The following is a 26053-nucleotide window of genomic DNA, read 5'->3' as shown; positions in this document are numbered from 1 at the left end:
GATCAACCGCTGCGTGAGCGCTTCAGCGCCGTGACAAGCGTTTGCCCCTGCAAAAAGCCCTGCTCGACAGGGCTTTTTGCATTTTGCTTTCTGCTTTTTGCGATGTCTTCCAGTGCATCTGGCTGCGTGGCACGTGGCAGTTGCTGCAGCGCTGCCACGTGATTCACCCGCAAGCACCGCCGCCGGTCCGGCGGCGTGCAGCTTGCCAGTGCATCCACTCATCAATCCATCAATCGAGTTCCAGCTTGCGCTCGCGGATGAGCTTGGCCCATTTCTCGTTCTCGCCCTTCACGAAGCTGAAGAACTCCACCGGGCCCAGCGAATGCACTTCGGAGCCCGTGGCCGCGAACTTGGCCTTGATGTCCGCTTGCGCCAGCACCTTGGCAAGCTCGGCGCTGAGTTTGTCCACCACTTCCTTGGGCACACCCGCAGGCCCGACCAGGCCCTGAAAGCCCACCGACTCCATCGCCCCCAGGCCCAGCTCGCCCACTGTAGGCACATCGGGCAGCTGCGGGTCGCGCCGTGGCCCGGTCACGGCCAGCGCCTTGAGCTTGCCGCCCTTGATCTGCGGCAGCAGCACCGGCCCCGCATCGATGAGCAACTGCGTCTGGCCACCGATCAGGTCTTGCACCGCCGGCGCGCTGCCCTTGTACGGCACATGCGTCACATCGAGGCCGGTGGCCTGGTTCATGAGTTCGCCGTTCAGGTGCGTGGACGTGCCCGCGCCGCCCGACGCGAAGTTCACCTTGCCAGCGTTGGCCTTGGCCCAGGCCACCCAGTCCTTGAGATCCTTGGCAGGGTGGTCCAGGCGTGTCACGGCGATGTAGCTTCCCTGGCTGATCTGCCCGATGTAGCTGAACTGCTTGAGCGGCTCGTAAGGCATCTTGCGCTGCAGGTAGGGCGCGATGGCGAACGGCCCCGTGTTGGCCAGCAGGATGGTGTAGCCGTCCGGCGCTGCGCGCGTGAGCTCGGTCGCGGCCAGCATGCCGCCCGCGCCCGGCTTGTAGTCGACCACGATCTGCTGCTTGAGCGCTTCCTGCAGCGGCACCTGCACCGTGCGGGCCGCAAAGTCGATGCCCCCGCCGGGCGGGTAGCCCACGATGAGGCGGATGGGCTTGGCCGACGGCCAGCCCTGGGCCATGGACAGGGTGGCCAACCCCAGCAGCAATGCGCCTGCCATCAGTTTCTTCTTCATGCTTTCGTCTCCTTGTGTTGTTGTGAGAAATCAGACCGGGCACCGCACTACCACGCAGCGCAGCGCTGCGTCACCCGCGCGGATGGTGCTCCGAATGCAGCACCTTGAGCCGCTCCCGCGCCACGTGGGTGTAGATGGTGGTCGTGGAAATATCGGCATGCCCCAGCAGCAGCTGCACCACGCGCAGGTCGGCGCCGTGGTTGAGCAGGTGGGTGGCAAACGCATGGCGCAGCGTGTGGGGCGACAGCGGCACGGTGATGCCCGCCACGGCCGCCCATTTCTTGACGATGACCCAGAACATCACCCGCGTCATGCCGCTGCCGCGCTGGGTGACGAAAAGGTCGTCCGTCTGCTGGCCGCCAAGGATGGCGCCGCGCGCCTCCTGCAGGTACTGGTTCAGCCACTGGCGGGCCACCTCGCCAAAGGGCACCAGGCGCTCCTTGCCGCCCTTGCCCATCACGCGCAGCACGCCTTCGGCCAGGCCCAGCTGAAAGGTCTTGAGCGTCACAAGTTCGGTCACGCGCAGGCCGCTGGCGTACATCAGCTCCAGCATGGTGCGGTCGCGCACGCCCAGCGGGTTGCCCAGGTCGGGCGCGTTCAGCAGCGCCTCCACCTGCGTCTGCGACAGGGTCTTGGGCACGCGCAGCGGTTGGCGGGCGGCGGTGAGGCGCACCGTGGGGTCGGCCGTGATGCGGCGCTCGCGCAGCGCCCAGTGAAAGTAGCGGCGCAGCACCGTGAGCCGACGGTTGGCCGTGGTGGCCCGGGTCTCTGCGTGCCGCGCCGCAAAGTAGCCGTTCAGGTGGTGCTCGGCCGTGTCGTCCAGGGCCACGGCAGGCTGCTGCGCGGCCAGCCACTGCGCATACAGCGTCAGGTCGCGCCGGTAGGCCGCCAGGGTGTTGCGCGAGAGGCCGTCCTCCAGCCAGAGGGCATCGACAAAGGCATCTATCGCATTCAGGCTGGCATCGGACATGGAAAAACGATAGCACGTAAAACCGCGGCGCTGTGCTGTACCGAGGGCGGGGAATGCCCGCGCCCAAAAACAAAGCCGCCCGGGTGAGCGGGCGGCTTGGGGCAGGGTAGCGCGGGGCAACCCTCTCAGTGGTGCGGTGTGCTTATTCCAGCGTCAGCTTCTGCTTGACGACCACTTCCTTGTACACGGCAAACTCGGCCTTGATCTGCTCGGCAAACTGCTCGGGCGTGTTGCCCAGCACGATGGAGCCCGTCTCTTCGATGCGCTTTTTCACGGCCGGGTCTTCCAGCGCCTTGCGCACGCCGGCGTTGATCTTGTCCACGATGTCCTTGGGCAGGCCCTTGGGACCGACGATGCCGTAATAGGCCATGCGGTTCACAGGCTCCAGGCCCAGTTCCTTGAACGTGGGCACGTTGGGCAGGGCTGCCACGCGCTGGGGTGCGGCCACCACGATGGGCACCAGGCGGTTGTCCTTGATGAACGGCAGGGCCGAGGGCAGGTTGTCGAAGATCATCGGCACCTGGCCGGCCACGGTGTCGTTCAGCGCGGGGCCCGCACCACGGTAGGGGATGTGCGTGACGAAGGTGTTCGACAGGCTCTTGTACAGCTCCATCTGCAGGTGGCCGATGCCGCCCGTGCCCGACGACGAGTACGAATACTTGCCCGGCGACTTCTTGAGTTCCGCCACGAAGGCCTTGTAATCCTTGGCGGGGAAGTTGGGGTTCACCGCGATGATGTTGGGCGTGGCCGCGATGTTGATGACGGGCGTGAAGTCCGTCAGCGGGTTGTACGGCGTCTTGGGGTTGATGGCGGGGTTGGCCGCCGTGGTCGACACGGTGGCGATGCCCAGCGTGTAGCCGTCCGGTGCCGAGCGGGCGGTTTCAGACGCGCCCACGATGCCGCCGCCACCGGCCTTGTTCTCCACGATCACGCTCTGACCCAGGGCACGGCCCAGGGGGTCGGCGATCACGCGCGCAATGATGTCGGTGGTGCCGCCGGGTGCAAACGGCACCTGCAGCTTGATCACCTTGTTGGGGTATCCCTGGGCGGCGGCCGATCCGGCGGCCGCGGCCAGTACAGTCAGAGCAAGCCATTGACGACGATGCATTCGAGTTCTCCTTCGTGCGGGGGTACAGACAGACAGCGCCGATGGTATGCGCAATGCGCGCTGCGGCAGCCTGCGGATTCCACATAAGGGCTAACCCCAGGTCCTGGCCCGGCATCAAGTATTCTCAGGCGGTGAACTACGCCCAGCTCCTACTCCCCGACTTCTCCCTCATCCTGTGCGGCTACCTCATCTGCCGGTACACCGCGCTGAACCGGTCGGTGTGGCAGCCGGTGGAAAGCCTGGTGTACTACCTGCTCTTTCCGGTGCTGCTGTTCCAGTCCATCGTCAAAAGCCCGGTGGACATCGGCGCCGCTTCGGGCCTGATCGCGGCGGGGCTGCTGTCGGGGCTGATCGGCATTGCGCTGGCCTACAGCCTGCCGCACTGGCCCTGGGTGGGCAAGCGCATCGATGTGCGCGACCATGCGGCCAGCGCGCAGGTGGCGTTCCGCTTCAACTCCTTCATTGGCCTGGCGATTGCCGAGCGCCTGGCGGGCACCGAGGGGCTGCTCATGATCGCCGTGCTGATCGGCGTGTGCGTGCCACTGTTCAACGTGGCGGCCGTGTGGCCCATGGCGCGCAACGGCAAGCACAGCTTTCTGCGAGAGCTGGCGCGCAACCCGCTCATCGTGGCCACGCTGTCGGGGCTGGTGGCCAACCTGCTCGGTTTTCAGATTCCCGATTGGGCGGCGCCCACCGTGGGCCGCATCAGCGCGGCGTCGCTGGCGCTGGGGCTCATGGCCGCGGGCGCGGGCCTGGAATTTGGCCTGCTCACGCGGGGCAAGACGCTCAGCGTGGCCGTGCTGTCCATTCGGCACCTGGTGCAACCACTGATCGCCTTCGGCATGGCGCGCCTGTTCGGGTTGAACCCGGTGCAGACCACGATGCTGCTGGCGTTCTCCGCCCTGCCCACGGCCTCCACCTGCTACGTGCTGGCCGCCCGCATGGGCTACAACGGGCCGTATGTGGCCGGCCTGGTGACGATGTCCACCTTGCTTGGCATGGTGAGCCTGCCATTTGCCCTGGGGTTCCTGCGATGACCGATGCCTGCCCTGCCGCACCTGGCACCCATGCCAATCCCACCCTGGCGCGCCGCCGCGCGCTGATGGCGGGCCTGGCTCTGCTCGCCGCTGCGCCGCTGGCCGCCTGCGGCCGCAAGGCCCCGCGCGGCCAGGCGGTGCCACCCGATGCCACCGTGCTGGCGCTGGGCGACTCGCTGACCTCCGGCGTGGGCGCATCGGCCGATACGGCCTACCCTGCCGTACTGCAGCGGCTGACGGGCTGGAAGGTGGTCAACGGCGGCGTGTCGGGCGACACCTCGGCCCAGGCGCTGGAGCGCCTGCCCGCACTGCTGCAAAAGCACCAGCCGGCGCTCGTGATCGTCGGCATTGGCGGCAACGACTTCCTGCGCCGCCAGAGCGCCACCGCCACCCGCGCCAACATCCGCAGCATCTGCACGCAGGCCCGCGCCAGCGGCGCCCAGGTGGTGCTGGTGGCCGTGCCCGAGCTGTCGTTCCTGGCAGCGTCGGCCGGCCTGCTGAGCGACCACGCGATGTACGAAGAGATTGCCAGCGAGCTGAAGATCCCCCTGCACAGCAAGGGCTGGTCCACGGTGCTGGCCGACGCGAGCCTGCGGTCCGACCAGATCCACGCCAACGCTACAGGCTACGAGCGGTTTGCGCAGGGGCTGGTGGAGACGCTCAAAAGCGCGGGGCTGCTGGTGCGTTGATGCGTTGATGCACCAACTATCATTTTGATAGCTACTAGCGCACATCCATCAAGCGGTAGCGGCTATTTTCATTCAAATTCCCGACCCAATGCCCACGCCACGTGCTCGCGCACCAGGGCGCTTTCATGGTCCGCCCGCGACTGCAGCGCCACCCGCAAGGCGCCATCCCCCGTGGCCTTGAGCGCATTGCCCAGCGCCACCGCCACATTGCGCAGCCAGCGTTCGTGCCCGATGCGCCGGATGGGGCCACCCTCGGTCATGCGCAAAAAGGTGGGCTCGTCCCACGCGAACAGGTGCACCAGCTGCTGGCCCGACAGCCCCTGGCGCTCGTCGAAGTCGGGCAGCCGGCTGACCTGCGCGAACTTGTTCCAGGGGCAGATGAGCTGGCAGTCGTCGCAGCCATAGATGCGGTTGCCCAGCAGAGGCCGCAGCTCCAGCGGTATGGCCCCCGCATGCTCGATGGTGAGGTACGAGATGCAGCGCCGCGCATCGATGCGGTGCGGCGCGATGATGGCCTGCGTGGGGCACACGTCGATGCAGGCACTGCAGCTGCCGCAGTGCGCGGTGACGGGCGCGCTCTCGGGCAGCGCCATGTCGACATAGATCTCGCCCAGGAAGAACATCGACCCCGCCTCGCGGTTGAGCACCAGCGTGTGCTTGCCGCGCCAGCCCTGCCCGCTGCGCGCGGCCAGCTCGGCCTCCAGCACCGGGGCCGAGTCGGTGAACACGCGATGGCCGAACGGGCCGATGGCCTCGGCGATGCGGTCGCTCAGCTTCTGCAGACGCGCGCGCAGCACCTTGTGGTAGTCCCGCCCCCGGGCATAGACCGAGACGATGGCCTCGTGCGGGCGGGTCAGCCGTGCCAGCTCGTGGGCCTGCCAGCCCGGCCCGGCGGCTTGGCTGACGTCTTCCGCAGAGCCTCGGCCCGCAGCCTGGCCGGTGTCGCGCGGCAAATAATCCATGCGCGCCGTGATCACGCTCACCGTCCCGGGCACCAGCTCGGCCGGGCGCGCGCGCTTCATACCGTGCGATGCCATGTAATGCATCTCGCCATGGAACCCCTGCGCCAGCCAGGCCGAAAGCCCGGGCTCTGCAGCGGACAAGTCCACCCCCGCCACGCCGATTTGGGAAAATCCCAGTTCGCGGGCCCACTCCTGCATTTGAGGAACGAGTTGACTGTTGCACCACATACCGGCCAGATTGTAGAAAGCGGCACGCCCGGCGCCGCCGAACCCGCCCGCCATTTCACCTGGCACAGCGAGGACGACACCGCCGCCTTCGCCCGCCGCCTTGCCGCGCAGCCCCAGTTGGCCAACGCGTTTGTCACGCTGCACGGCGACCTGGGCGCCGGCAAGACCACCTTGGTGCGCCATCTGCTGCGTGCCCTGGGCGTGGAGGGCCGCATCAAGAGCCCCACCTACGCCGTGGTGGAGCCGCACGAGGCGCCGGGCCTTGCGCCGCATGCGACCACGGTCTGGCACTTCGACTTCTACCGCTTCGACGACCCGCGCGAGTGGGAAGACGCCGGATTCAGGGACATTTTTGCCAACCCCGGCCTCAAGGTGGCAGAATGGCCGGAAAAGGCTGCAGCGCTGACGCCGCCTGCAGACCTTGCTATACACATTGAAGCAATTGACGATACCGAAAGGACCGTCACGGTGCACGCCCATACGGCCTACGGCCTCCACCTGCTGCAAGGACTCTGAACGAATGACTCTGCCCCCCCGCCCGGCACCGCGCCAGCCATCCCGCCGCACGCTGCTGCAGGCGGGCAGCCTGGTCCTTTTGCTGGGCACGCAGCAGATCGCCCGTGGTGCCACCATCCTCGCAGTGCGGGTGTGGCCCGCCCCTGAATACTCCCGCGTGACCATCGAATCCGACGGCGCGCTGGTGGCCAAGCAGTTCTTCGTGACCACGCCGCCACGCCTGGCCGTGGACATCGAAGGCATCGACCTGAGCCCCGAACTGCGCGAGCTGGTGGCCAAGGTCAAGCCGGACGACCCGAACATCGCCGGCATCCGGGTGGGGCAGAACGCACCCGGCGTGGTGCGCCTGGTGGTGGACCTCAAGCAGGCCGCCATGCCCCAGGTGTTCACCCTGCCGCCCGTGGCCGCCTACCAGCACCGCCTGGTCTTCGACCTGTACCCGGCCGCACCGGTGGACCCGCTCGAAGCCCTGATCGCCGAGCGCCTGCGCGACGTGCCCGCCGCCGGCAAACCGCTGCCTGCGCCGCCCACCGTCACCGCACGCACCGGCCCCCAACCGCCTGCCGAAACCGACCCGCTGGGGGACTTGATCGCCCAGCGCAGCCAGCGCCCTGGGCCGCCCGGTGCACCGCCACCACCTGTGCTGGCCGCAGCTCCTCCACCGGCCGAGCCTGCGCGCCCCACAACCAATAGGGCCACTTCGACACAGACCGACCGCATCATCATCGTGGCGCTGGACCCCGGCCACGGCGGTGAGGACCCCGGCGCCATCGGACCGGCCGGCACGCGCGAGAAGGACGTGGTGCTGCGCGTGGCCCACCTGCTGCGCGACCGCATCAACGCCACCACGGTGGGCGGCAACCCGATGCGCGCCTTCCTCACGCGCGACGGCGACTTCTTCGTGCCGCTGGGCGTGCGCGTGCAAAAGGCCCGGCGCGTGCAGGCCGACCTGTTCGTCTCCATCCATGCCGATGCCTTCACCACCCCGGCCGCACGTGGCGCCAGCGTGTTCGCACTGAGCCAGGGCGGCGCCTCCAGTACCGCCGCGCGCTGGCTGGCCAACAAGGAAAACCAGGCCGACCTGGTGGGCGGCATTAACGTGCAGTCCAAGGACCAGCATGTGCAGCGCGCGCTGCTGGACATGAGCACCACCGCGCAGATCAACGACAGCCTGAAACTCGGCAGCGTGCTGCTGGGCGAGATCGGCGGCATGGCCAAGCTGCACAAGCCCCGCGTGGAGCAGGCAGGCTTTGCCGTGCTCAAGGCCCCCGACATCCCCAGCGTGCTGGTGGAAACCGCCTTCATCAGCAACCCCGAAGAAGAGCAGCGCCTGCGCAGCAGCGCCTACCAGGAGCAGCTGGCCGATGCGCTGATGCGCGGTATCACGCGCTACTTTGCCAAGAACCCGCCGCTGGCGCGCAGCCGCTCGGTGTAAGAGCCTGATGACAATCTCGCAGGGGATGGATGGAGATCGTCAACAGACTCCAGGTCCCCTGTCTTGCGCGGACCGCCAAGAGCGGGCAAAGTAGCCTGCATCATCCACACCGCGCGTGCAGCCCCGCCCCTCTGTGCAGGCCCTTGCGCCGCGGTCCCCAAGGAGAAATGCCATGGCACTGCCCCACGCCCAATCCGGCCAGATCGTCAGCGTTCGCCCCCTGGGTGATCACCTGCCCGAATCCATCACCACCGCCATTTTGAAGGCGGGTCAGCTCGAGGTCATCCGCGTGGTGCTGCCCGTGGGCAAGTCCATGAAGGAACACCAGACCCCGGGCGAGGCCACGGTGCAGTGCATCGAAGGCGTGGTGGAGTTCATGAACGAGGGCACGGTGCAGCAACTGCGCGCCGGCGACTTCGTGCACCTGGCGCCGCGCATGCTGCATGCACTGAAAGCCGTGCAGCCTGCGTCGCTGCTGGTCACCCTGTGCCTGCTGCCGGGCGAGCGCTGAACACCTGGCACACGTTCCGCTCTTTCGCCCAGCCCTTTAAAGCTACACGCGGAACACGCTCACCACCTGGGCCAGCCGCGCCGCCTGGTGCTTGAGGCTGTCGGCCGCTGCGGCGCTTTGCTCTACCAGCGCGGCGTTTTGCTGAGTGACCTGATCGAGCTGGGTCACCGCCTCGCCCACCTGGCTGATGCCGATGGTCTGCTCGCCCGTCGCGCTCGAAATCTCGCCGATCAGATCGCTCACGCGTTTGACCTGTGTGACGATGTCTTCCATGCTCTGGCCGGCATTGCTCACCAGCTGCGTGCCATCGTCAACCCTGGACACGCTGGCGTTGATCAGGGCCTTGATCTCCTTGGCCGCATCGGCGCTGCGCCCGGCCAGGCTGCGCACCTCGCTGGCCACCACCGCGAAGCCCCGGCCCTGCTCGCCCGCGCGGGCGGCCTCCACGGCGGCATTCAACGCCAGGATATTGGTCTGGAACGCGATGCCATCGATCACCGCGATGATGTCGGTGATCTTGCGCGACGCGGCCGAGATGTCTTGCATGGTGGCCACCACCTGGCCCACCACTTCGCCGCCCTTCACGGCCGCGGCCGATGCCGTGCCCGCCAGCACCGCGGCGCGCTGCGCGGTGTCGGAGTTGTTCTTCACGGTGCTCGTGATCTGTTCCATCGACGCGGCGGTCTCCTGCAGGTTGGCCGCCTGTTCTTCGGTGCGCTGGCTCAGGTCGGCGTTGCCCGCCGCGATCTCGCTGGAGCCGGTGGCAATGCTGTCGCTGCTGTGGCGCACGTCGCCCACGATGCGCACCAGCGAGGCCTGCATGGTTTGCATCGCCTGCATCATCCGCGCCACCTCGCCCCGGCCCTGCGCATGGATGGGTTGCGACAAATCGCCCTCGCCGATGCGCTGGGCCACAGAGGCCACTTCGTTCAATGACCGGCGGATGCGCTGCACGACCACCACCGACAGCACCACCAGCAGCGCCAGCCCGGCCACGCCCGCCACCAGCACCGTCGTGCGGTACGAACTGATCAGCGAAGCCGCCTCGCCAGCCTGCTCGGCCGAGCGCTGCACCTGGTAAGCCACCATCTTGTCGGCCACGGTGTTGTACTGGTTGAGCACCGGTGCGAACGTGCCCAGGGCGTAGCTCTTGGCCTGCGCCATGTCGCCCGCCTTCTTGAGGGCCAGGGACTTGTCGCGGGCTTCCAGGTAGTTCTTGCGCACGGCGGCCAGCTCCTCCTGGATGCGCAGCCCTTCGGGACTTTTCTCGAGCTCGGTGTAGCGCTTTTGCACCGTGCTCGTGTCTGCCGTGGTGGCAGCCACCATGTCCTTGAAGTAGTTCTGCAGGTCGTCACCGTCGCTCTGCGCAATGGAGAACACACGCGTGGAGTTGACGGCGATGTTGCTGCGCCAGCGCAGGGCCAGCTGCAGCCGCTCGACCTGCTCGGTCGCCAGCTGGTCGACGGTGCGGCCCAGGGTCTGCACCCGCACCAGGCTCAGCGCCAGGACGATCACCAGCGCCAGCACCGCCACCCCCACGATGAGGCTGATCTGCTGCGCGACGGTGAGCTGGGGGCCTTGCCCCGCGGAGTTGGTGTGCTGGCCCATCGTGGTATCCCCTGGTTGGCCGTGTTGTGTTCGCGGCTTGTGTTCATGACCGATCAATGATCTGTCTGCGCAGCGGGCTTGGCAACGGAAACGATGCCTCGTAAACCCTAAGAAATGAAGCAAATCGACGCTGCGGTTCATCCCCTGCCATCACGTCTCCACGGGCAATGCTGCGGCATTGCTGCGCGACGTACGGGCCCAAGCGGATCACGCCTGGCCGTCAGGCGCGGCGCGGCATGTCCTACAGGCTCCGCCCCAGCTTGCCTACGCCAGCAGCACGGTGCGCGGGGGATATTTCAGTCACAGGTCGAGTTGAGCAGAACCCGCTGCACAGCTGCAAGGCCTGAATCCACACCACAAAGGACTCTTGCCATGAAAATCCGTCACATCCTCCTTGCGACCACTTGCACCGCGGCCCTTGCCCTGGGTGGTTGTGCTTCCAACCCCACCAATGCCCAAGTGGGTACCGGCGTAGGCGCCGTGGTCGGCGGTGCCGCTGGCAATGCCATCTTCGGCGGCCCCGTGGGCACCATTGGCGGCGCAGCAGCCGGCGCGCTGGTGGGCCATGAAATCGGTGAAGACCGCGACCAACGCCGTGGATATCGCCGTTAATTTGCTTCACACCCACCATCACCGCCCTCCCGGGCGAATGATGGCGGCGTAAAAAAACTCCTGGCACTCGTACACCGAGCGCCAGGAGTTTTGCTTTGAGGGCCCTGTGGGCGATGCTTCAGGCGGCCTTGGCCGCCCGCCCGGCGCGCCAGGCACCGAAGATCGCGATCAGCCCGGGGATGAAGATCATGGCCCAGATGATCTTGTCCAGGTTTTCCTTCACCCAGGCAAAGTTGCCGAAGAAGTAGCCTGCGGTGCAAATGCCCAGCACCCACAGCAGCGCACCGCCCACATTGAAGGCGGTGAACTTGGCACGGTTCATCTCGGCCACACCCGCCACGAAGGGCGCGAAGGTGCGGATGAATGGCATGAAGCGCGCCAGGATGATGGTGACGCCGCCGTAGCGTTCATAAAAATCATGCGCCTGGTTGAACGCACGGCGGTTGAACCAGCGCGAGTCTTCCCACTGGAACACCTTGGGCCCGAAGTACCGCCCGATCGAGTAGTTGCACTGGTCGCCCAGGATGGCGGCGGCGATCAGCACCACGCACGCGATGGGCAGGCTCATCAGCCCCGCTCCGCACAGCGCCCCGACGATGAACAGCAGCGAGTCGCCCGGCAAGAACGGCATGACCACCACGCCGGTTTCCACGAACACGATGAGAAACAGCAGCGCATACACCCACGGGCCGTACGCTTGCACGAACGCCTCGAGGTACTTGTCCACATGCAGGATGAAATCGATGAGAAAGGTGACAAGTTCCATGGGGCTGGTGTTGAAAAAAGCAGCGGGCATTATCCCCAGCCCGCCGGAGTGACCCGCAAAGCCCCTGCGCAAGCCCGGCCCTAAAATCCACCGGGTGAACGACACCACCGCCCCCCTCGCCACGGCCCTGCCGGCCAGCGCCCCCATTCCCCCACGCCGCCCCATCCGCGACCTGCCCGACGAGCTGATCAGCCAGATCGCGGCTGGCGAAGTGGTGGAGCGCCCCGCGTCCGTGGTGCGCGAGCTGGTGGACAACGCGCTCGATGCCGGCGCCACGCAGATCACGGTGCGGCTGTCCGCAGGCGGCGTGCGCCTGATCACCGTGGAAGACGATGGCGGCGGCATTCCGCACGAGGAGCTGCCCGTGGCGCTGCGCCGCCACGCCACCAGCAAGATCACCAACCTGAACGACCTGGAAACCGTGGCCACGATGGGCTTTCGGGGCGAGGCGCTGGCCGCCATCGCCTCGGTGTCCGAAATGTCCCTGCTCTCGCGCCCTGCAGCGCAAGCCAACGCCTTTTTGCTGGACGCGCGCAGCGGCGAACTGCGCCCTGCTGCCCGCAGCACGGGCACCACGGTGGAGGTCAAGGAGCTTTTCTTTTCCACCCCGGCGCGCCGCAAGTTCCTGAAGACCGATGCCACGGAGCTTGCGCACTGCATAGAGTCCGTGCGCCGCCACGCGCTGGCGCGGCCCGATGTGGGCTTTGCCATCTGGCACGAAGGCAAGCTGGTGGAGCAGTGGCGCGCGACCTTCGTGCCGGGCCAGGCCAGCGCCAGCGGCCTGCAGGACGCGCTGGCGCGGCGCCTGTCGGACGTGCTGGGCGAAGACTTCGTCGCGCAGTCGGTCGCCGTGCAGCACCGCGTGGGCCCGGTGGTCGTGACCGGCCGCGCCGGCCTGCCCGACGCCGCACGCTCGCGCGCCGACCACCAGTACTGCTACGTCAATGGCCGCTTCGTGCGCGACAAGGTGCTGACCCACGCCGCGCGCAGCGCGTACGAAGACGTGCTGCACGGCCACAAGCAGCCGGTGTATGCGCTATATGTGGAGATCGACCCGGCGCGCGTGGACGTGAACGTGCACCCCACCAAGATCGAGGTGCGCTTTCGCGACAGCCGCGAAGTGCACCAGGCGGTGCGCCATGCGGTGGAAAACGCGCTGGCAGCACCACGCGCCGCAGCGCTGGCGGCTGCGGCCGCAACTGCAGCGTCCACGGAAGGCGGCGCCGGCGGCACCGACGACAGCGCCACGGGTTTGCAGCCCCAACAGGCGCTACCGCGCACCTGGCAAGCGCAATCAGCTATCAAATTTGAAGAACGCGGCCACCAGGTGGCCGACCTGCAGGCGCTGTGGGGCCCGCGCAAGGACCCTGCTGCGCCCGGTGCGGCAGGCGGCCAGGCTTTGTGGCAAGGCACGCAGGGGCTGCAGGGACACCCGGGACGGGACGGGCCCGCTGGCGAATCGGCCGAGGCACAACCATGGAGTTCGCCAGGCACAGCGTTCCCGCCGCCCACCACTGCACCACTCAGCGCCGCGGCCATGGCAGGCAGCGCGCCCGCCACCGGCCGTGACACCCCGGAGACTACCTGGCCCCTGGGCCGCGCCGTGGCGCAGTTGCACGGCGTGTACATCCTGGCCGAGAACGCGCAGGGCATGATCATCGTGGACATGCACGCCGCGCACGAGCGCATCGTGTACGAACGCCTCAAGTCCCAGGTGGACAGCGGCTCGCGCATTGCCAGCCAGCCGCTGCTGATCCCCGCCACTTTCGCCGCTACGGCCGAAGAAGTCGCCACTGCCGAAGAATCCACCGAGGTGCTGGCCCTCCTGGGCCTGGAGGTGGTGCCGTTCTCGCCCAAGACCCTGGCCGTGCGGGCCGTGCCCACCACGCTGGCCACCGCGTCGGGCTTTGGCGACCCGGTCGAGCTGGCCCGCAGCGTGCTGGCCGAACTGGCCGCGCACGACGCGACCACCGTGGTGCAGCGCGCCCGCAACGAGATCCTGGGCACCATGGCCTGCCACGGCGCGGTGCGGGCCAACCGCCGGCTCACCATCGACGAGATGAACGCGCTGCTGCGCCAGATGGAGACCACCGACCGCAGCGACCAGTGCAACCACGGCCGGCCCACGTGGCGGCAGTTGTCGATGAAGGAACTGGACGCGCTGTTCCTGCGCGGACGGTAGGTCTCTTCCCAGAACCACACTGCTGTTCCCCGCGCCATTCGCATAGCCAGAGTCTTCCAGCCAATGCAGCCGTCCCACCACCGCCAGCCCCATCCCGCCATGTCCGCAGTGCCCGCCGTACTGGCAGCGCTCTGCATGGCCCTGCCCAGCGCCCACGCAGGGCGTCCGCTCACCGTGGACGATGCGAGTGTTGATGAGGTGGGCCAGGGCCACATCGAAGCCTGGTGGGAAGGCCAGCGCGAGCAGCGCGGCACCGTCTATGCAGCGCCGGCCTTCACGCCCATCGAAGGGCTGGAGCTGGGCGCCCTGCTGGCGCGCGACTTGGGAGAGCGCCACACGCTGCAGGGGGTACAGGCCAAGTGGCTGTGGAGCCCCGCGCAGACCGACGGCTGCAACGCCGCCAGCTCCGCAGGCATCACCCACCGCAGGCAGCCCGGGGGCCACAGCGGGGGCAGCGTGGTGGCGCTGAACCTCATCGGCACCTGCGCCGCGCCGTGGGGTCTGGCCAACGCCAACCTGGGCACCCTGCGCGAGCGCGGCCAGTCCTGGCGTGGCACCTGGGGCGTGTCCCTGGAGCGCAGCTGGGGCGCCATCACGCCGCATGTGGAGGCCTTCGGCGTCCAGCACAGCGCGCCCGTGTTTCAGGCGGGAGCGCGTTGGGAATGGGCACCGGGTCGCCAGCTGGATGCCACGGTGGGCCGCCAACAGGGTCGCACGCTGCTGAGCGTGGGGTTCGCAGCGGGCTTCTGACGGGCGCGCCGGACAGGCCCCTGGGGGCCACCTTTGGCTGCCGTTAAGCCGCGGGCCGCCGTTTGCCGGCAGAATCGCCGGCCCTGCTGGAATGGAAGCGCCCGCCATGATCGCCCTCGACCCCCACTTCATCGCACAGACCACCCCCACGGGCGAAGCCATTGCGCGCGCCGTGGAAGCCGGCTGGTCCCTGGGCCCTGTGGCGCACTGCGTGCTGCTGCGGCGCGGGCTCAACCAGGTGTATGAACTGCGGTTCAAGAGCGGCCTGCACACCGTTGCGCGGCTGTGCGCCGACAGGCCGCGCGGTGAGCCCAATATCGCGTACGAGACCGCGTTGCTCACACACCTGCAGGCGCAAGGCATTCCGGTAGCAGCAGCGCTGCCCACGGCGGGCGGCGCATTCCATGTGCCCCTGGCTCTGCCCGAGGGCCCGCGCCCGCTGCTGCTTTTCGCCTTCCTGCCTGGCGAGCCGCCGGGCGAATCGCTGGCGGACCTCGAAGCCACTGGCGAAAGCCTGGCCCGGCTGCACCGCGCAGCCGAGAGCTATGACGGGCCGCCGAGCCTGTACGCACTGGACCTGCCGATGCTGCTGGACACGTCGCTGCATCGCATGCTGACCGCGCCGACCATGGAGGCAGCGCTGGGGCAGGAATTCGCGGCACTCGCCGACGACCTGCGTGCACGCTTCGCAGCATGGCCTGCCCTCTCGCGTGTGCACTGCCACGGCGACTGCCATGGCAGCAACAACTTCATGGCCCATGGTGCCGAAAAGTCGGAGGACAAACGTGTTGCTGCGTTCTTCGATTTCGACGACGCAGGCCCCGGGCTGCTGGCGTACGAGCTGGGCGTGTATCTCTGGGCCATCCTGCCGCGCAGTGCAGACACCCCCGCCACCCCGGCTGTATTGGAGCGATGGCACCGCTACCTGGCTGGCTACACCAGCGTGCGTGCCGTTTCTGGGGCCGACCTTGCAGCCATCGGCCACTGCCTGGCGCTGCGGCATTTCTGGATCATGGGTGAATACGCCGGCCGCATCCCCGTCTGGGGCACGCAGGCCATGCCCACGCACTGGCTGCGCAAGCAGCCTGCCCTCATGCGGGCGTGGATGGATTTGCCGCCCGCCGACCCGCTTGCAGCCCAGGAGCCCGCCAAAGCTGCAACTGCACCGGCATCATCAACGGCAGCAGCAACGGCGTGACAGCGCACCGAACACACAAAAAACAAAGCCCGCAGTCGCGGGCTTTGTTTTGGCAGGAGTGGCACGGCACAAGGTCGCCGTGTCCCCGTCGATCTGCCGATCAGTTGTCCCGCGCCGCCTTGGCCGTATCAGGGAAGTCGCTGAACACGCCGTCCACCCCCAGGTTGTAGAACAGCTTGTACTCGGCCTTGGGGTCGCCCTTGAAGTCCGATGCCAGGCGCTTGGCTTCGCTGCGGAAGGTGTAGGGGTGCACCATGAGGCCCACGGCATGGGCGTTCTTCACCACGTCGGTGGGCGCCATCATCACGCGGTCGCGCTCGTCGATCACGCCGTCGCCGTTGAGGTCGTCGGGCTTGCCGTCTTTGTTGGCGTCCACCTGCTTCGAAGGAATCAGGTACGGCTTCCAGGGGCCAATGCCGTCGGCGTAGGTCTTGACTTCCTTGAGGCCGTCGGCGGTCAGCAGGCTGGCAAAGGTGCGCTTGTCGCCGGCCACCGCAAAGTCGTACGGCTTGTCGTAGGGGGCCGTCAGGTCCATGCTGCCGTCGGCGTTCACGTCGTTCGCGTCCACCAGTTGCACCAGGCGGATCTGGGTCTTGGTGCGTAGGTACTTAAGGTTCGATACCTCGAACGATTGCACGATGACCGGCGACCCCTTGGTGGTGTAGCCGTACTTGGCCAGGATGGTGAGCAGGCGGTCTTCCAGCGGCAGGCCCAGGTTGACGTGGTACGTGGGGTGCTTGGTCTCGGGGTACACGCCGACGGTGCGGCCAGCCTTGGTGCCTTCGTTCTTGGCCAGGTCCAGCACTTCTTCCAGCGTGGGGATCTGGAATTTGCCGTTGAACGACTGGTCGCGGTCCGACAGCGGCTGGATGGCGCGCAGGGTCTTGATCTCGGCCAGGGTGAAGTCGGACACGAACCAGCCCTCTTCCTGCACGCCGTCCACCATTTTCTTGGTCTTGCGGTTGGCGAACTCGGCGCGGGTGGACACATCGGTGGTGCCGGTGATGTTGGGTTCGTGGCGGGCCACGAGCACGCCGTCCTTGGTGGCCACCAGGTCGGGCTCGATGAAGTCGGCGCCCATCTCGATGGCGCGCTTGTAGCCTTCGAGCGTGTGGTCGGGCAGGTAGCCTGCGGCACCGCGGTGGCCAATGACCAGAGGGCGGTCGCCGTTCAGGGTGGGGTACGGGCTGTCGTTGTCGCCACCGCAAGCTGCCAGCGTGGCCAGCAAAGCCACTGCGCCCAATTTCGCACCAGAAATGTGCATGTTCTTCTCCTCGTTGTGTTTAGAACCGCCGAACTGTGGGCTGACCTTGTGACAAGGCCGTGACGCCCTTCCCGCCAACCGGTGACGGCGTTTTGCCGCCCACCAGACGCACCAACATGTGGCATTTCATGGGCCACATTCCCCACCATTGTGCAGAGACATCCGCATGAACGTATAACTTTTGAACATAATGTCGTGTTGCAGTGCGCTCTTGCCTGCCTTTTTTGCTTCAGAAAGTCTTGAGAAACATGAAATACGAGTCCGCAGACAGCTTCCTTTCTCACGTGGCCCACCGCAATCCGGGTCAGCCCGAATTTCTGCAGGCTGTCACGGAAGTCATGGAGAGCCTGTGGCCTTTCATTGCCCAGCACCCCCGCTATGCCGAGCACGGCCTGCTGGAGCGGCTGGTGGAGCCCGAGCGCACTGTGATGTTCCGCGTGTCGTGGGTGGACGACCACGGCAAGGTGCAGGTGAATCGGGGCTACCGCATCCAGCACAGCATGGCCATCGGCCCGTACAAGGGCGGCATGCGCTTTCACCCGTCGGTGAACTTGTCGGTGCTCAAGTTCCTGGCGTTCGAGCAGACCTTCAAGAACGCGCTGACCACGCTGCCCATGGGCGGTGGCAAGGGCGGCTCGGACTTCGACCCCAAGGGCAAGAGTGCTGGTGAAGTGATGCGTTTTTGCCAGGCCTTTGTGACGGAGCTGTTCCGCCATGTGGGCGCCGACACCGACGTGCCGGCGGGCGACATCGGCGTGGGCGGCCGCGAGGTGGGCTTCATGGCCGGCATGATGAAGAAACTAAGCAACCGAGCGGACTGCGTGTTCACCGGCAAGGGCCTGTCGTTCGGCGGCTCGCTGATCCGCCCCGAAGCCACCGGCTACGGCACGGTGTACTTCGCGCAAGAAATGCTCAAGCAAAAGGGCCGCTCGTTCGACGGTCTGCGCGTATCGGTATCGGGCTCGGGCAATGTGGCGCAGTACGCCGTGGAAAAGGCGCTGGAGCTGGGCGCCAAAGTGATCACCGTGTCCGACTCAAGCGGCACCGTCATCGACGAAGAAGGCTTCACCACCGAGAAGCTCGCCATCCTGATGGATGTGAAGAACCACCACTACGGCCGCGTGAGCGACTATGCCAAACGCACCGGCGTGAAATTCGAAGCCGGCGTGCGCCCCTGGCACATCCCGGTGGACGTCGCCCTGCCCTGCGCCACCCAGAACGAGCTGGACGCCAAGGACGCAGCCACCCTCATCCAGAACGGCGTCATTTGCGTGGCCGAAGGCGCCAACATGCCCTCCACCATCGAGGCCGCCAAAGCCTTCGAGGCGGCGGGCGTGCTGTACGCCCCCGGCAAGGCGAGCAATGCCGGCGGCGTGGCCACATCGGGCCTGGAAATGAGCCAGAACGCGGCCCGCCTGTCCTGGCCGCGCGAAGAGGTCGATGCGCGCCTGCTGCAGATCATGCAGGGCATCCATGCCGCCTGCCTGCGCTACGGCAAACACGCCGACGGCCGCGTGAGCTATGTGGACGGGGCCAACATCGCCGGCTTCGTGAAGGTGGCGGACGCGATGCTGGCGCAGGGCGTGGTGTAACCAAAGCTGACCCCAGCCTGGGGTGCAAAGCGGTGAAAAGAACGGGAGTTGCAGGGCATTTGGCGGCCTCTCCTGGGAGATAGGCACAAACCCTGCTTGCCGTGTCAGAACTTTCCGACACGATGGCACTCAGTCCTTCTCATGAAACGCACCCCCCTCCTGATCTCCCTGGCGCTGGCCATTGCCGTCTCGGCGGGCTGCGCCACCCTCGATGCCAAGCAGCGCGAGTGGATTTTCCAGCCCAGTGACCGCAGCTGGGGTGGCTCGCAGTCCACCGACGACATGGCGGATGTCTGGATCGACTTCCGCTCGAGCGACAGCGGCAAGGCCGAGCGGCTGCACGGCCTGTGGCTCCCCCACGAACGGGCGGATGCGCCGGTGTTGCTTTACTTGCACGGCGCACGCTGGAACGTGGTGGGGTCGTCCGGCCGCATCCGGCGCATGCAGGAGCTGGGCTTTTCGGTGCTGGCGATCGACTACCGCGGTTTTGGCCGCAGCAGCGCGGGCCTGCCGTCCGAAGCCACCGCGGCCGAGGACGCGCGTGCGGCCTGGGACTGGCTGGCACAGCACCAGCCGGGCAAGCCCCGCTACATCTTCGGCCACTCGCTGGGCGGCGCCATTGCCATCGACCTGGCGCGCCAGGTCGACGATGAGCAAGGCACCATCGTCGAAGGCACCTTCACCAGCATTCCCGAGGTGGTGAGCACCTTCAAATGGGGCTGGCTGCCGGTGTCGGCCTTGATCACGCAGCGGTTTGAATCCGTGCGCAAGGTGTCCGAGATCGGCTCACCCTTGCTGGTGGTGCACGGCGGCGACGACAGCCTGATCCTGCCCAGCCTGGGCCGCAAGCTGTACGAGGCCGCCCACGAGCCCAAGCAGTTCGTGCTGGTGGAGGGAGGGTCGCACCACAACACCAATTCGGTGGGGCAGAGTCTTTATCGCGATGCGATGGTGTCGCTGTTCAAGTTGAAATAAGACGCTTTGAGGGTCGGCCGCTTGTAGGCGCGCTCCCTTAACAAGCTTTCAGCAGCGCACGCTGCAGAGCCTATCCCCATCATTTTTCAGTCGAGCCCTCAGCGCCTCCGCGGTGCAGCATCCGCCATGCAATGGGCGCGGTAAGGGCAATCAACACCCCGAATCCTGCTACCGTTTGCCACAAATTTTCGTAGTAGGCACCCGTAGGCACCCCATCCTCGACAAGAACTTTATCGCCAACGGTCAAGCCTGAGGCCATCGGCTCCCACCTCCAAAACAAATACAAAGCAGCAAGCGCCGAATAACATATCAGTACAGTTGACCAAAAGGGCCAACGACGCCCAAAGCCAGAGAGCATGTAAACCGGTACTACAAGCAATAGCCAAAAAGGTATGCAAGCAGTTAGTGCCATCATCACAATGGGCACTCCGATCATTCCGACTCCGGCAAAAGCCAAAAACAAAATGATAGCGGTGACTCCAAGAGAAAAATTAAATATAATTTTTTTCATGGCATGCCTAAGTTATTTACTTTCATCAGCTTTTTTGCGAATTGCTGCTATTATTTTACTATCCGTTCGATATGACCATATTACTTCTGCGGCATCCCCACTATTGATTTGCGGCAAAATTCCCGTGCCATAACCACTTGTACGAATCACAATTTTATCACCCACAGTAACAACCTCCCTAATTACGACTCCTGGATTTAAAAGGTGCATGTTTTCAATAGTTGTATTTGTAAGCATGCGACGACCAACCCAATGAACTACATAACCGACCGCCAATGCAAATGATCGGTCGCCCGTTTTTACGCCTACGGTCCGATCAGGCGTTCCAAAACGCTGAGGCGCTGGAAATCTACGCAGCTGATCAAAAACTTCTTGCTCGGTACAGCCTTTACTACCTATTGTGCAAATATCAGTATTAACCGTATACACATGATACCCCGGCATAATCATATTTCCCGTCTGATACCCTTCAAGCTCTAATCTTTGTTTGGCACTTTCATAACGCTGGACACTTGGGGATTGGGCATTTATTTCTTTTTCATCAACAGGAAATTCACTTCGATTAGACGAAAGAAAACCCCGAGCACCAGAAAATCGAAATTCCTCATGTTGGAAGTCATGCGCATGAACACCAAGCGGGCCAGGCACAACACCCAAACCCATGTAATTTTTCACACCTTTTTCGAACATATATTACAATCCATTTAAATTATAATTAACACAACAGAATCAAGCCCATCCCAGCAAATTGACCACGCATAATATCCATCTCATCAAAAATAGAAAACTATATTTTGCAACCAAAAGCAAAAAATTCGTAAATTCAATTGGCCAGTTAATCCACCGCAGACGGCCGAACAAGAAGCCAATAAAGCATTGTCTGCTCTAAAGCTCGATCTGGTACCCTCAGACAGATATGTCTGCCCCCTCTGCCACCGCCGTGCCCACGGCTTCCAACGCCACGGTTGCGCCCGGCCTGGCCATCCTGGTGCTGGCCCTGCTGCTCAGCATCCAGCCCGTCACCACCGACCTGTACCTGCCCGCCCTGCCCGCGCTCACCCGCAGCCTGGGAGCACCCATGGCGTCGGCCCAGCTCACGCTCAGCGGGCTGCTGCTGGCCTTCGGTTGCTCGCAGATGGTGTGGGGCCCGCTGTCGGACCGTTTCGGCCGGCGCCCCATCCTGCTGGCGGGTTTGAGCATTTATACCGTGGCCTCCGTGTGCAGCGCTTTCGCGCCGACGATGGCGCTGCTGATCCTGTGGCGCATTGCCCAAGGCGCTGCGATGGGCGCGGTGGTGATGTGCGCACGCGCCATCGTGCGCGACCTGTACACGCCGCTGGACGGAGCGCGCGCCATGTCCAAGGCGCTCACGGGGCTGGGCATCGTGGCCTGTATCTGCGCGCCCATGGGCGGGCTGCTCAGTGAATGGCTGGGCTGGCGCGCGGCGCTGATGGCGCTCACGGTGTATGCGGTCGTCACGCTGGCCCTGGTGGCGCTGCGCATGCCCGAGACGCTGGCCCGGCGCAACCCCCACGCACTGCAGCCGCGGGTGCTGCTGGGCACCTGGGTGCAGGTGCTGCGCCACCCCACGTTCTGGGCGTTTTCGCTGCAGACCACGGCCACCTACAGCGGCCTGTTCACCTTTCTGGCGGCGTCGTCGTTCGTGTACATCGACGTGCTCGGCCTCACCCGCACGCAGTACGGTTGGACCATGGCGTCGGCCTGCCTGGCCTACTTTGGGGGAACCTTTTTGTGCCGCAGCCTGCTGGCCCGCTTCGGCCTGCAGCGCACGGTGGCTATCGCGGGGGCGCTGAGCATCAGCGGCGGCACGCTGATGGCGCTGGTGGCCCACCAGGGCTGGCACCAGCCCTGGGCGCTGACGCTGCCCTTCTACCTCTTCATGCTGGGCCATGGAATCCACCAGCCCTGCGGGCAAAGCGGCGCCGTGGGCCCGTTTCCGCAGGCGGCGGGGGTGGCGTCGGCCCTCAACGGCTTCATGATGATGCTGGCCGCCTTTGCCATTGGCGGCTGGCTGGGTGCGCGCCTGGACGGCACGGTGTGGCCCCTGGTCAACGGCATCTGGTTCTGGTCCACCGTGCTGGCAGTAATCTCCTGGACGCTGGTGCAAAAGTTCGGAGCCCGCGCATGACACTGCCCGAGCAACAGCTCCCCCACCTGCCCGCCATCGCCCTCGCTGGCCCCACCGCATCCGGCAAGACTGCGGGCGCCCTGGCCCTGGCCGCCGTGCTGGGCCAGCAAGGTGTGCCGGTGGAGATCATCAGTGTGGACTCGGCCCTGGTGTACCGGGGCATGGACATCGGCACTGCCAAGCCCACGCCCGAAGAGCGCGCGGCCGCGCCCCACCACCTGATCGACATCCGCGACCCACTGCAGGCCTACAGCGCGGCCGAGTTCGTGCAGGACGCCACGCGCCTGATGGCCGAGATCCGAGCGCGCGGCGCACTGCCGCTGCTGGTGGGCGGCACCATGCTGTACTTCAAGGCGCTGTTTGATGGCATCGACGACATGCCGGCCGCCGACCCCGCCGTGCGCGCGCGGATCGAGGGCCAGGCGGCCGAACTGGGCTGGCCTGCGCTGCATGCAGAACTGGCGGTGGTAGACCCGGTGACCGCGGCCCGCCTGGCGCCCGGCGACAGCCAGCGCATTCAGCGAGCGCTGGAGGTATGGCACGTGTCCGGCCAGCCACTGTCGAGCTTTCACACTACAAAAAAAGGAGCTGGTAGCGCCCTGCCAGCGGGCGACAGCGCTCTTTTTTCTTTGGAACCTGACGACCGGGCCTGGCTGCACGGGCGCATCGCCCAGCGCTTTGACGCCATGCTCGCTGGCGGCCTTGTCGAAGAAGTGCAGGCCCTGCGCGCGCGCGGCGACCTGCACCCGGATCTGCCCTCGATGCGCTGTGTCGGCTACCGCCAGGTGTGGGATGAACTGGACTTTCAGGCCGCCCGCACACCGGGCGCCCCGGGCACGCCACCCAACCTGGCCCACCTGCGCGAGCGCGGCATCGCCGCCACGCGCCAGCTTGCCAAGCGCCAGATCACCTGGTTGCGCAGCATGCCGCATCGCCAGGCCATTGCCTGCGACCAGCCCGACGCCGTGGCCGCCCTGGTGCGGGCCGTGCTGCAGCGGTTGGACCTGCGCGCACCATGACGCAGCCCGCAGCAGCACACGCGGCACAGGGCACGGGCTTGTCATCAGCCAGCCCCACCCCCGCAGGGCTGAGCGTGGAACAACTGGGCAAGCACTATGGCGATACGACAGTGTTCGCCCAAGTGAGCTTCACCGTCGCGCCGGGCGAGTTCGTGGCCATCGTGGGCGATTCGGGCGTGGGCAAGTCCACGCTGCTCAACTGCCTGGCGGGCCTGGACACCTGGGACACCGGCCGCATCACGCATGGCAACACGGACCTGGGGCCGCTCGACGGTACGCAGCGCGCGCTGTGGCGGCGGGCGAACGTGGGCTTCGTCTTTCAGGCCTTCCACGTGCTGCCGCACCTGGACGTGGCGCAGAACGTGGCCCTGCCGCTGATGCTGCTGGGCCGGTCTGACCCTGCGCGCATCGGACGCATGCTGGATGCCGTGGGCCTGGCCGACCTGGGCGGCCGACTGCCGCAGCAGCTCAGCGGCGGGCAGCTACAGCGCGTGGCCATCGCCCGTGCGCTGGTCCACCGCCCTGCCCTGCTGCTGGCGGACGAGCCCACCGGCAACCTCGACCCCACCACCGCAGCCCGCGTGATGGACCTGCTGCTGGCGCAGACGCGCGAGCACGGCGCGTCGCTGGTGCTGGTGACGCATTCGGACGCCGCTGCGGCGCGGGCCGACCGGGTACTGCGGCTGCGCAGCGATGGGATCAACACCGCGTAGTGGTTGCCTACACAATGCCGCGCAGCCAGACACTCGTCACTTCAGCTCATAAGACAGGCAACCGCCCGCTGTGACAGTGAAGGTGCTAGGCCCCCAGGTCATATTGCCGGCCGTCGCCTTCAGCGTATGGACGCCAGGTGTCAGCGTTTTGGTGACTCCCCCGCTTTCGCCACAGGCAGGCTTGCCAACGGTGAAATAGCGTGTCAGCGTCCCCGCAAGGCTGTTGTCGATCGTGACGGATATCTGCGAGCTGGATGCATTGCTGGTCCAGACAACGACCTGGCCTGTGGTGGCTGTTCCAGTTCCAGTTCCAGTTCCAGTTCCAGTTCCAGTTCCAGTTCCAGTTCCAGTTCCAGTTCCCGTGCCTGTGCCTGTGCCGGACCCAGTGCCTGCGCCCTGCTCATAGGTGGACACCGTGAACGTGCCCTCGTGCCAGCCCTTGGTGCCGCTGTTGAGCCCGGTCTCCGACCGGTACGTGCCGCCCGTTGGGGAGGTGAACGTCAAGGTGTCGTTGGCATAGCCCACGGCATACACAAGTTTCACCGTGGCCACGTTGCCGTTGAGGCCGTAGCTCCAGCTCGTTGTGGGATGGGTGAACAGGCCCTCTCCGCGGATCGTGTTGGCGTCGATGAAGCTGTAGGTGATTTTCTTGCCCACCCCGATCACGTTCGGCGATCCGTCGTTTCTCTGCACGGTTTGCACGAGCGTCTTGCCAATGATGGAGGGCGGCGCGCCGGCGCTGCTGGCTCCGCTGGGTGGTGGAGAGTCTTCGCCCCCTCCGCCGCCGCCACAAGCAGTCAGGACGGCCAGACCAGCCACAAGCAAAAGCGCTCTCACGCGGTGCATCGACGATTTCATGGGAATCATTGCCTTTAGAAGTTTTTCAAGGAAGGCTCCGCTCGCATACCCGACATGGAAACACCAGCGCCCTCACTCACCGTCGATGCTATGAATGACACTAGAGATACAAAATGATTCAAATGAACTATTTTTGTACACTGTCTGGGCCTCCGACGTCGCTATGCCACTCCAACAAAGCATGTCCACTACCGTCCCGAGCGATTACAACGATTTGCTGCTGAACCTGTACCGGTTGAGCCACGAGCTACCAATCGATCAATTTCAGGACGGGGCGCTGGCACTGCTCAAGCCAGCCCTTCCCTTCGACTCTGCGATGTGGGGCTCTGCCACATTGACTGCCAGCGGCATCGACATTCACACCATTCACCTGCACAACCAACCCGTGGAGATGCTGCAGGCCTATGAGGAACTCAAGCACCTGGACACGGCGGCCATGGATGTTTCCAGCCAGCCCACGTCCACGCTGGCATTTCATGCCGACTCCTGGTTCAAGGATCCCTCGCAGGAGCCCTTGCGCGACTACGGCCGTCGGTTTGGCCAGTGCCACTTTTTCATCAGTGGTGCCGTCACGTCCGAGACCCGGTTCACCCGCTGGTTGACCCTGTTCCGCGCCAACCCGAGGGCCTATTGCACCGAAGCCGAACGTCTGCGCCTGGCCTTGTTGATGCCGCACTTTCATCAGGCGCTGGATTTGAGCCGGCGGGTGCATCTGCAACAACTTGGCGGCCAGGGCCGCGACGCACATATCGGCTCGGCCATCGCCGACCGTCGCGGGGTGCTGCACCACATGGATTCGGTGTTCAAGCAAGCGATGCTGGCTGAGTGGGACAGCTGGCGAGGACAGGTGCTGCCTTCAGCAGTGATGGCGGCGGCCAACAGTGCGCTCCCGCGTGTCATCGGGCGTACCGTGGTCGTCACGCTGCGTGTTGAGCACCACTTGCTGTTCATCAAGACACGCCCCCGCTGCGCGGCAGACGGTCTGACGCCGCACGAATTTGCGGTGGCGCATTTGATGGCCAAGGGCTACACGCACAAGCAGATCGCAGGGTTGCGGCAGCGGTCTCCTTCCACCGTGCGCAATCAGATCCGGTCGTTGTACGACAAACTGAAAGTGAACAACGTCGCGGAACTCATCGACGAGCTGCGGCAGGCGGAGTAGCGCGGGGGCGCGCTGGATCGATCGGCTCGTCCGCAGGCGCTCG

26 protein-coding genes are annotated in these 26053 nt (G+C 65.7%); 15 read left to right on the top strand and 11 right to left on the bottom strand.

All coding sequences use genetic code 11. The annotated features are described in order from the left end of the window. Positions 1-2 precede the first annotated feature (2 nt). The 4 genes from ACSQ3N_RS08960 to ACSQ3N_RS08945 form a co-directional block, all read right to left on the bottom strand. Positions 3-218: a hypothetical protein gene (locus ACSQ3N_RS08960; RefSeq protein WP_436146089.1), complete on the bottom strand. Its 216-nt coding sequence runs from the start codon at positions 216-218 to the stop codon at positions 3-5. An 11-nt stretch (positions 219-229) separates the two neighbouring features. After that, entirely contained in the window at positions 230-1195 is a 966-nt protein-coding gene (locus ACSQ3N_RS08955; protein ID WP_436146088.1) for a Bug family tripartite tricarboxylate transporter substrate binding protein, read from the bottom strand. 70 nt (positions 1196-1265) lie between these two features. Beyond that, the gene (xerD, locus tag ACSQ3N_RS08950; RefSeq protein WP_056173648.1) at positions 1266-2165 is read right to left on the bottom strand and encodes a site-specific tyrosine recombinase XerD; all 900 of its coding nucleotides are present in this window, start codon (positions 2163-2165) and stop codon (positions 1266-1268) included. A 142-nt stretch (positions 2166-2307) separates the two neighbouring features. Then, the gene (locus ACSQ3N_RS08945; RefSeq protein ID WP_056173646.1) at positions 2308-3273 is read right to left on the bottom strand and encodes a tripartite tricarboxylate transporter substrate binding protein BugE; all 966 of its coding nucleotides are present in this window, start codon (positions 3271-3273) and stop codon (positions 2308-2310) included. Positions 3274-3404: 131 nt separating this feature from the next. Between ACSQ3N_RS08945 and ACSQ3N_RS08940 the strand changes: the two genes are divergently transcribed. Next, positions 3405-4310: an AEC family transporter gene (locus tag ACSQ3N_RS08940; protein ID WP_056173642.1), complete on the top strand. Its 906-nt coding sequence runs from the start codon at positions 3405-3407 to the stop codon at positions 4308-4310. Next, on the top strand, positions 4307-4999 hold the full coding sequence (locus tag ACSQ3N_RS08935) for a GDSL-type esterase/lipase family protein (RefSeq protein ID WP_082517134.1): 693 nt from the start codon (positions 4307-4309) through the stop codon (positions 4997-4999). Before ACSQ3N_RS08940 ends, ACSQ3N_RS08935 begins: the two co-directional genes overlap by 4 nt. A gap of 68 nt (positions 5000-5067) precedes the next feature. On the opposite strand, the gene queG is transcribed toward ACSQ3N_RS08935, so the two are convergent. Then, positions 5068-6159: a tRNA epoxyqueuosine(34) reductase QueG gene (gene queG / locus ACSQ3N_RS08930; protein WP_436146087.1), complete on the bottom strand. Its 1092-nt coding sequence runs from the start codon at positions 6157-6159 to the stop codon at positions 5068-5070. Between the two features lie 12 nt (positions 6160-6171). On the opposite strand from queG, the gene tsaE reads away from it, so the two are divergent. The 3 genes from tsaE (at position 6172) to ACSQ3N_RS08915 (ending at position 8651) form a co-directional block, all read left to right on the top strand. Next, complete coding sequence (gene tsaE, locus ACSQ3N_RS08925) at positions 6172-6705, top strand: tRNA (adenosine(37)-N6)-threonylcarbamoyltransferase complex ATPase subunit type 1 TsaE (protein WP_056173637.1); 534 nt, start codon at positions 6172-6174, stop codon at positions 6703-6705. Between the two features lie 4 nt (positions 6706-6709). Then, the gene (locus ACSQ3N_RS08920; protein WP_436146086.1) at positions 6710-8140 is read left to right on the top strand and encodes an N-acetylmuramoyl-L-alanine amidase; all 1431 of its coding nucleotides are present in this window, start codon (positions 6710-6712) and stop codon (positions 8138-8140) included. A gap of 172 nt (positions 8141-8312) precedes the next feature. Beyond that, the gene (locus ACSQ3N_RS08915; protein WP_436146085.1) at positions 8313-8651 is read left to right on the top strand and encodes a cupin domain-containing protein; all 339 of its coding nucleotides are present in this window, start codon (positions 8313-8315) and stop codon (positions 8649-8651) included. Positions 8652-8693: 42 nt separating this feature from the next. Here the strand turns inward: ACSQ3N_RS08915 and ACSQ3N_RS08910 are convergent, their stop codons facing one another. Next, positions 8694-10259, bottom strand: a complete 1566-nt coding sequence (locus tag ACSQ3N_RS08910) for a methyl-accepting chemotaxis protein (RefSeq protein WP_436146084.1) — start codon at positions 10257-10259, stop codon at positions 8694-8696. A 372-nt stretch (positions 10260-10631) separates the two neighbouring features. On the opposite strand from ACSQ3N_RS08910, the gene ACSQ3N_RS08905 reads away from it, so the two are divergent. After that, on the top strand, positions 10632-10871 hold the full coding sequence (locus ACSQ3N_RS08905; protein WP_056173625.1) for a glycine zipper 2TM domain-containing protein: 240 nt from the start codon (positions 10632-10634) through the stop codon (positions 10869-10871). Between the two features lie 118 nt (positions 10872-10989). On the opposite strand, the gene ACSQ3N_RS08900 is transcribed toward ACSQ3N_RS08905, so the two are convergent. After that, a complete protein-coding gene (locus tag ACSQ3N_RS08900; protein WP_436146083.1) occupies positions 10990-11637 on the bottom strand; it encodes a DedA family protein in 648 nt (215 codons plus the stop codon). Between the two features lie 94 nt (positions 11638-11731). On the opposite strand from ACSQ3N_RS08900, the gene mutL reads away from it, so the two are divergent. The 3 genes from mutL to ACSQ3N_RS08885 all read left to right on the top strand — a co-directional run bounded on the left by mutL (position 11732) and on the right by ACSQ3N_RS08885 (position 15767). After that, entirely contained in the window at positions 11732-13819 is a 2088-nt protein-coding gene (gene mutL / locus ACSQ3N_RS08895) for a DNA mismatch repair endonuclease MutL (RefSeq protein WP_436146082.1), read from the top strand. 99 nt (positions 13820-13918) lie between these two features. Beyond that, entirely contained in the window at positions 13919-14569 is a 651-nt protein-coding gene (locus ACSQ3N_RS08890) for a hypothetical protein (RefSeq protein ID WP_436146081.1), read from the top strand. Positions 14570-14675: 106 nt separating this feature from the next. Then, positions 14676-15767: a phosphotransferase enzyme family protein gene (locus ACSQ3N_RS08885; protein WP_436146080.1), complete on the top strand. Its 1092-nt coding sequence runs from the start codon at positions 14676-14678 to the stop codon at positions 15765-15767. 100 nt (positions 15768-15867) lie between these two features. On the opposite strand, the gene ACSQ3N_RS08880 is transcribed toward ACSQ3N_RS08885, so the two are convergent. Beyond that, positions 15868-17031, bottom strand: a complete 1164-nt coding sequence (locus ACSQ3N_RS08880) for a glycerophosphodiester phosphodiesterase (RefSeq protein ID WP_436146079.1) — start codon at positions 17029-17031, stop codon at positions 15868-15870. 248 nt (positions 17032-17279) lie between these two features. On the opposite strand from ACSQ3N_RS08880, the gene gdhA reads away from it, so the two are divergent. Both gdhA and ACSQ3N_RS08870 read left to right on the top strand, forming a co-directional pair. Then, positions 17280-18623 (top strand): NADP-specific glutamate dehydrogenase, encoded by a 1344-nt coding sequence (gene gdhA, locus ACSQ3N_RS08875; RefSeq protein WP_436146078.1) that lies wholly within the window; start codon positions 17280-17282, stop codon positions 18621-18623. A 141-nt stretch (positions 18624-18764) separates the two neighbouring features. Continuing rightward, positions 18765-19598 (top strand): alpha/beta hydrolase, encoded by an 834-nt coding sequence (locus ACSQ3N_RS08870; RefSeq protein ID WP_436146077.1) that lies wholly within the window; start codon positions 18765-18767, stop codon positions 19596-19598. A 79-nt stretch (positions 19599-19677) separates the two neighbouring features. On the opposite strand, the gene ACSQ3N_RS08865 is transcribed toward ACSQ3N_RS08870, so the two are convergent. Together ACSQ3N_RS08865 and ACSQ3N_RS08860 are read right to left on the bottom strand one after the other, a co-directional pair. Next, the gene (locus tag ACSQ3N_RS08865) at positions 19678-20109 is read right to left on the bottom strand and encodes a hypothetical protein (RefSeq protein WP_436146076.1); all 432 of its coding nucleotides are present in this window, start codon (positions 20107-20109) and stop codon (positions 19678-19680) included. A gap of 12 nt (positions 20110-20121) precedes the next feature. Beyond that, positions 20122-20799, bottom strand: a complete 678-nt coding sequence (locus ACSQ3N_RS08860) for a hypothetical protein (RefSeq protein WP_436146075.1) — start codon at positions 20797-20799, stop codon at positions 20122-20124. Positions 20800-21025: 226 nt separating this feature from the next. On the opposite strand from ACSQ3N_RS08860, the gene ACSQ3N_RS08855 reads away from it, so the two are divergent. Genes ACSQ3N_RS08855 through ACSQ3N_RS08845 form a run of 3 tightly spaced genes read left to right on the top strand, consistent with a single transcriptional unit; the run spans position 21026 to position 23990 of the window. Continuing rightward, positions 21026-22258, top strand: a complete 1233-nt coding sequence (locus tag ACSQ3N_RS08855; protein WP_436146074.1) for a multidrug effflux MFS transporter — start codon at positions 21026-21028, stop codon at positions 22256-22258. Beyond that, positions 22255-23277 carry a tRNA (adenosine(37)-N6)-dimethylallyltransferase MiaA gene (miaA, locus tag ACSQ3N_RS08850; RefSeq protein ID WP_436146073.1) on the top strand — a complete coding sequence of 341 codons (1023 nt, stop codon included), beginning with the start codon at positions 22255-22257 and terminating at the stop codon, positions 23275-23277. The genes ACSQ3N_RS08855 and miaA overlap by 4 nt, the downstream gene beginning before the upstream one ends. Next, positions 23274-23990: an ABC transporter ATP-binding protein gene (locus tag ACSQ3N_RS08845; protein WP_436146072.1), complete on the top strand. Its 717-nt coding sequence runs from the start codon at positions 23274-23276 to the stop codon at positions 23988-23990. The genes miaA and ACSQ3N_RS08845 overlap by 4 nt, the downstream gene beginning before the upstream one ends. 36 nt (positions 23991-24026) lie before the next feature. Here the strand turns inward: ACSQ3N_RS08845 and ACSQ3N_RS08840 are convergent, their stop codons facing one another. After that, positions 24027-24848, bottom strand: coding sequence for a hypothetical protein (locus ACSQ3N_RS08840; protein ID WP_436146071.1), 822 nt, complete (start codon positions 24846-24848; stop codon positions 24027-24029). 181 nt (positions 24849-25029) lie between these two features. Between ACSQ3N_RS08840 and ACSQ3N_RS08835 the strand changes: the two genes are divergently transcribed. Next, on the top strand, positions 25030-26010 hold the full coding sequence (locus ACSQ3N_RS08835; protein ID WP_436146070.1) for a helix-turn-helix transcriptional regulator: 981 nt from the start codon (positions 25030-25032) through the stop codon (positions 26008-26010). Positions 26011-26053 lie beyond the last annotated feature (43 nt).

The organism is Acidovorax sp. LjRoot194 (genome assembly GCF_964253015.1).
Lineage (GTDB): Bacteria > Pseudomonadota > Gammaproteobacteria > Burkholderiales > Burkholderiaceae_C > Acidovorax.
Note: the sequence above shows the minus strand (reverse complement) of the source record. Positions and strands in the feature narration are given on the sequence as shown.

Bases quoted from the DNA above. Each gene is read 5' to 3' on its own strand.
- ACSQ3N_RS08900 (WP_436146083.1), bottom strand. From the start codon at position 11,637: ATGGAACTTGTCACCTTTCTCATCGATTTCATCCTGCATGTGGACAAG.
- ACSQ3N_RS08845 (WP_436146072.1), top strand. From the start codon at position 23,274: ATGACGCAGCCCGCAGCAGCACACGCGGCACAGGGCACGGGCTTGTCA.
- ACSQ3N_RS08870 (WP_436146077.1), top strand. From the start codon at position 18,765: ATGAAACGCACCCCCCTCCTGATCTCCCTGGCGCTGGCCATTGCCGTC.
- ACSQ3N_RS08955 (WP_436146088.1), bottom strand. From the start codon at position 1,195: ATGAAGAAGAAACTGATGGCAGGCGCATTGCTGCTGGGGTTGGCCACC.
- ACSQ3N_RS08890 (WP_436146081.1), top strand. From the start codon at position 13,919: ATGTCCGCAGTGCCCGCCGTACTGGCAGCGCTCTGCATGGCCCTGCCC.
- ACSQ3N_RS08915 (WP_436146085.1), top strand. From the start codon at position 8,313: ATGGCACTGCCCCACGCCCAATCCGGCCAGATCGTCAGCGTTCGCCCC.
- ACSQ3N_RS08865 (WP_436146076.1), bottom strand. From the start codon at position 20,109: ATGAAAAAAATTATATTTAATTTTTCTCTTGGAGTCACCGCTATCATT.
- xerD (WP_056173648.1), bottom strand. From the start codon at position 2,165: ATGTCCGATGCCAGCCTGAATGCGATAGATGCCTTTGTCGATGCCCTC.
- queG (WP_436146087.1), bottom strand. From the start codon at position 6,159: ATGCAGGAGTGGGCCCGCGAACTGGGATTTTCCCAAATCGGCGTGGCG.
- ACSQ3N_RS08885 (WP_436146080.1), top strand. From the start codon at position 14,676: ATGATCGCCCTCGACCCCCACTTCATCGCACAGACCACCCCCACGGGC.
- ACSQ3N_RS08910 (WP_436146084.1), bottom strand. From the start codon at position 10,259: ATGGGCCAGCACACCAACTCCGCGGGGCAAGGCCCCCAGCTCACCGTC.
- ACSQ3N_RS08880 (WP_436146079.1), bottom strand. From the start codon at position 17,031: ATGCACATTTCTGGTGCGAAATTGGGCGCAGTGGCTTTGCTGGCCACG.
- ACSQ3N_RS08945 (WP_056173646.1), bottom strand. From the start codon at position 3,273: ATGCATCGTCGTCAATGGCTTGCTCTGACTGTACTGGCCGCGGCCGCC.
- ACSQ3N_RS08935 (WP_082517134.1), top strand. From the start codon at position 4,307: ATGACCGATGCCTGCCCTGCCGCACCTGGCACCCATGCCAATCCCACC.
- ACSQ3N_RS08835 (WP_436146070.1), top strand. From the start codon at position 25,030: ATGTCCACTACCGTCCCGAGCGATTACAACGATTTGCTGCTGAACCTG.
- ACSQ3N_RS08905 (WP_056173625.1), top strand. From the start codon at position 10,632: ATGAAAATCCGTCACATCCTCCTTGCGACCACTTGCACCGCGGCCCTT.
- ACSQ3N_RS08920 (WP_436146086.1), top strand. From the start codon at position 6,710: ATGACTCTGCCCCCCCGCCCGGCACCGCGCCAGCCATCCCGCCGCACG.
- gdhA (WP_436146078.1), top strand. From the start codon at position 17,280: ATGAAATACGAGTCCGCAGACAGCTTCCTTTCTCACGTGGCCCACCGC.
- ACSQ3N_RS08860 (WP_436146075.1), bottom strand. From the start codon at position 20,799: ATGTTCGAAAAAGGTGTGAAAAATTACATGGGTTTGGGTGTTGTGCCT.
- ACSQ3N_RS08840 (WP_436146071.1), bottom strand. From the start codon at position 24,848: ATGAAATCGTCGATGCACCGCGTGAGAGCGCTTTTGCTTGTGGCTGGT.
- ACSQ3N_RS08855 (WP_436146074.1), top strand. From the start codon at position 21,026: ATGTCTGCCCCCTCTGCCACCGCCGTGCCCACGGCTTCCAACGCCACG.
- miaA (WP_436146073.1), top strand. From the start codon at position 22,255: ATGACACTGCCCGAGCAACAGCTCCCCCACCTGCCCGCCATCGCCCTC.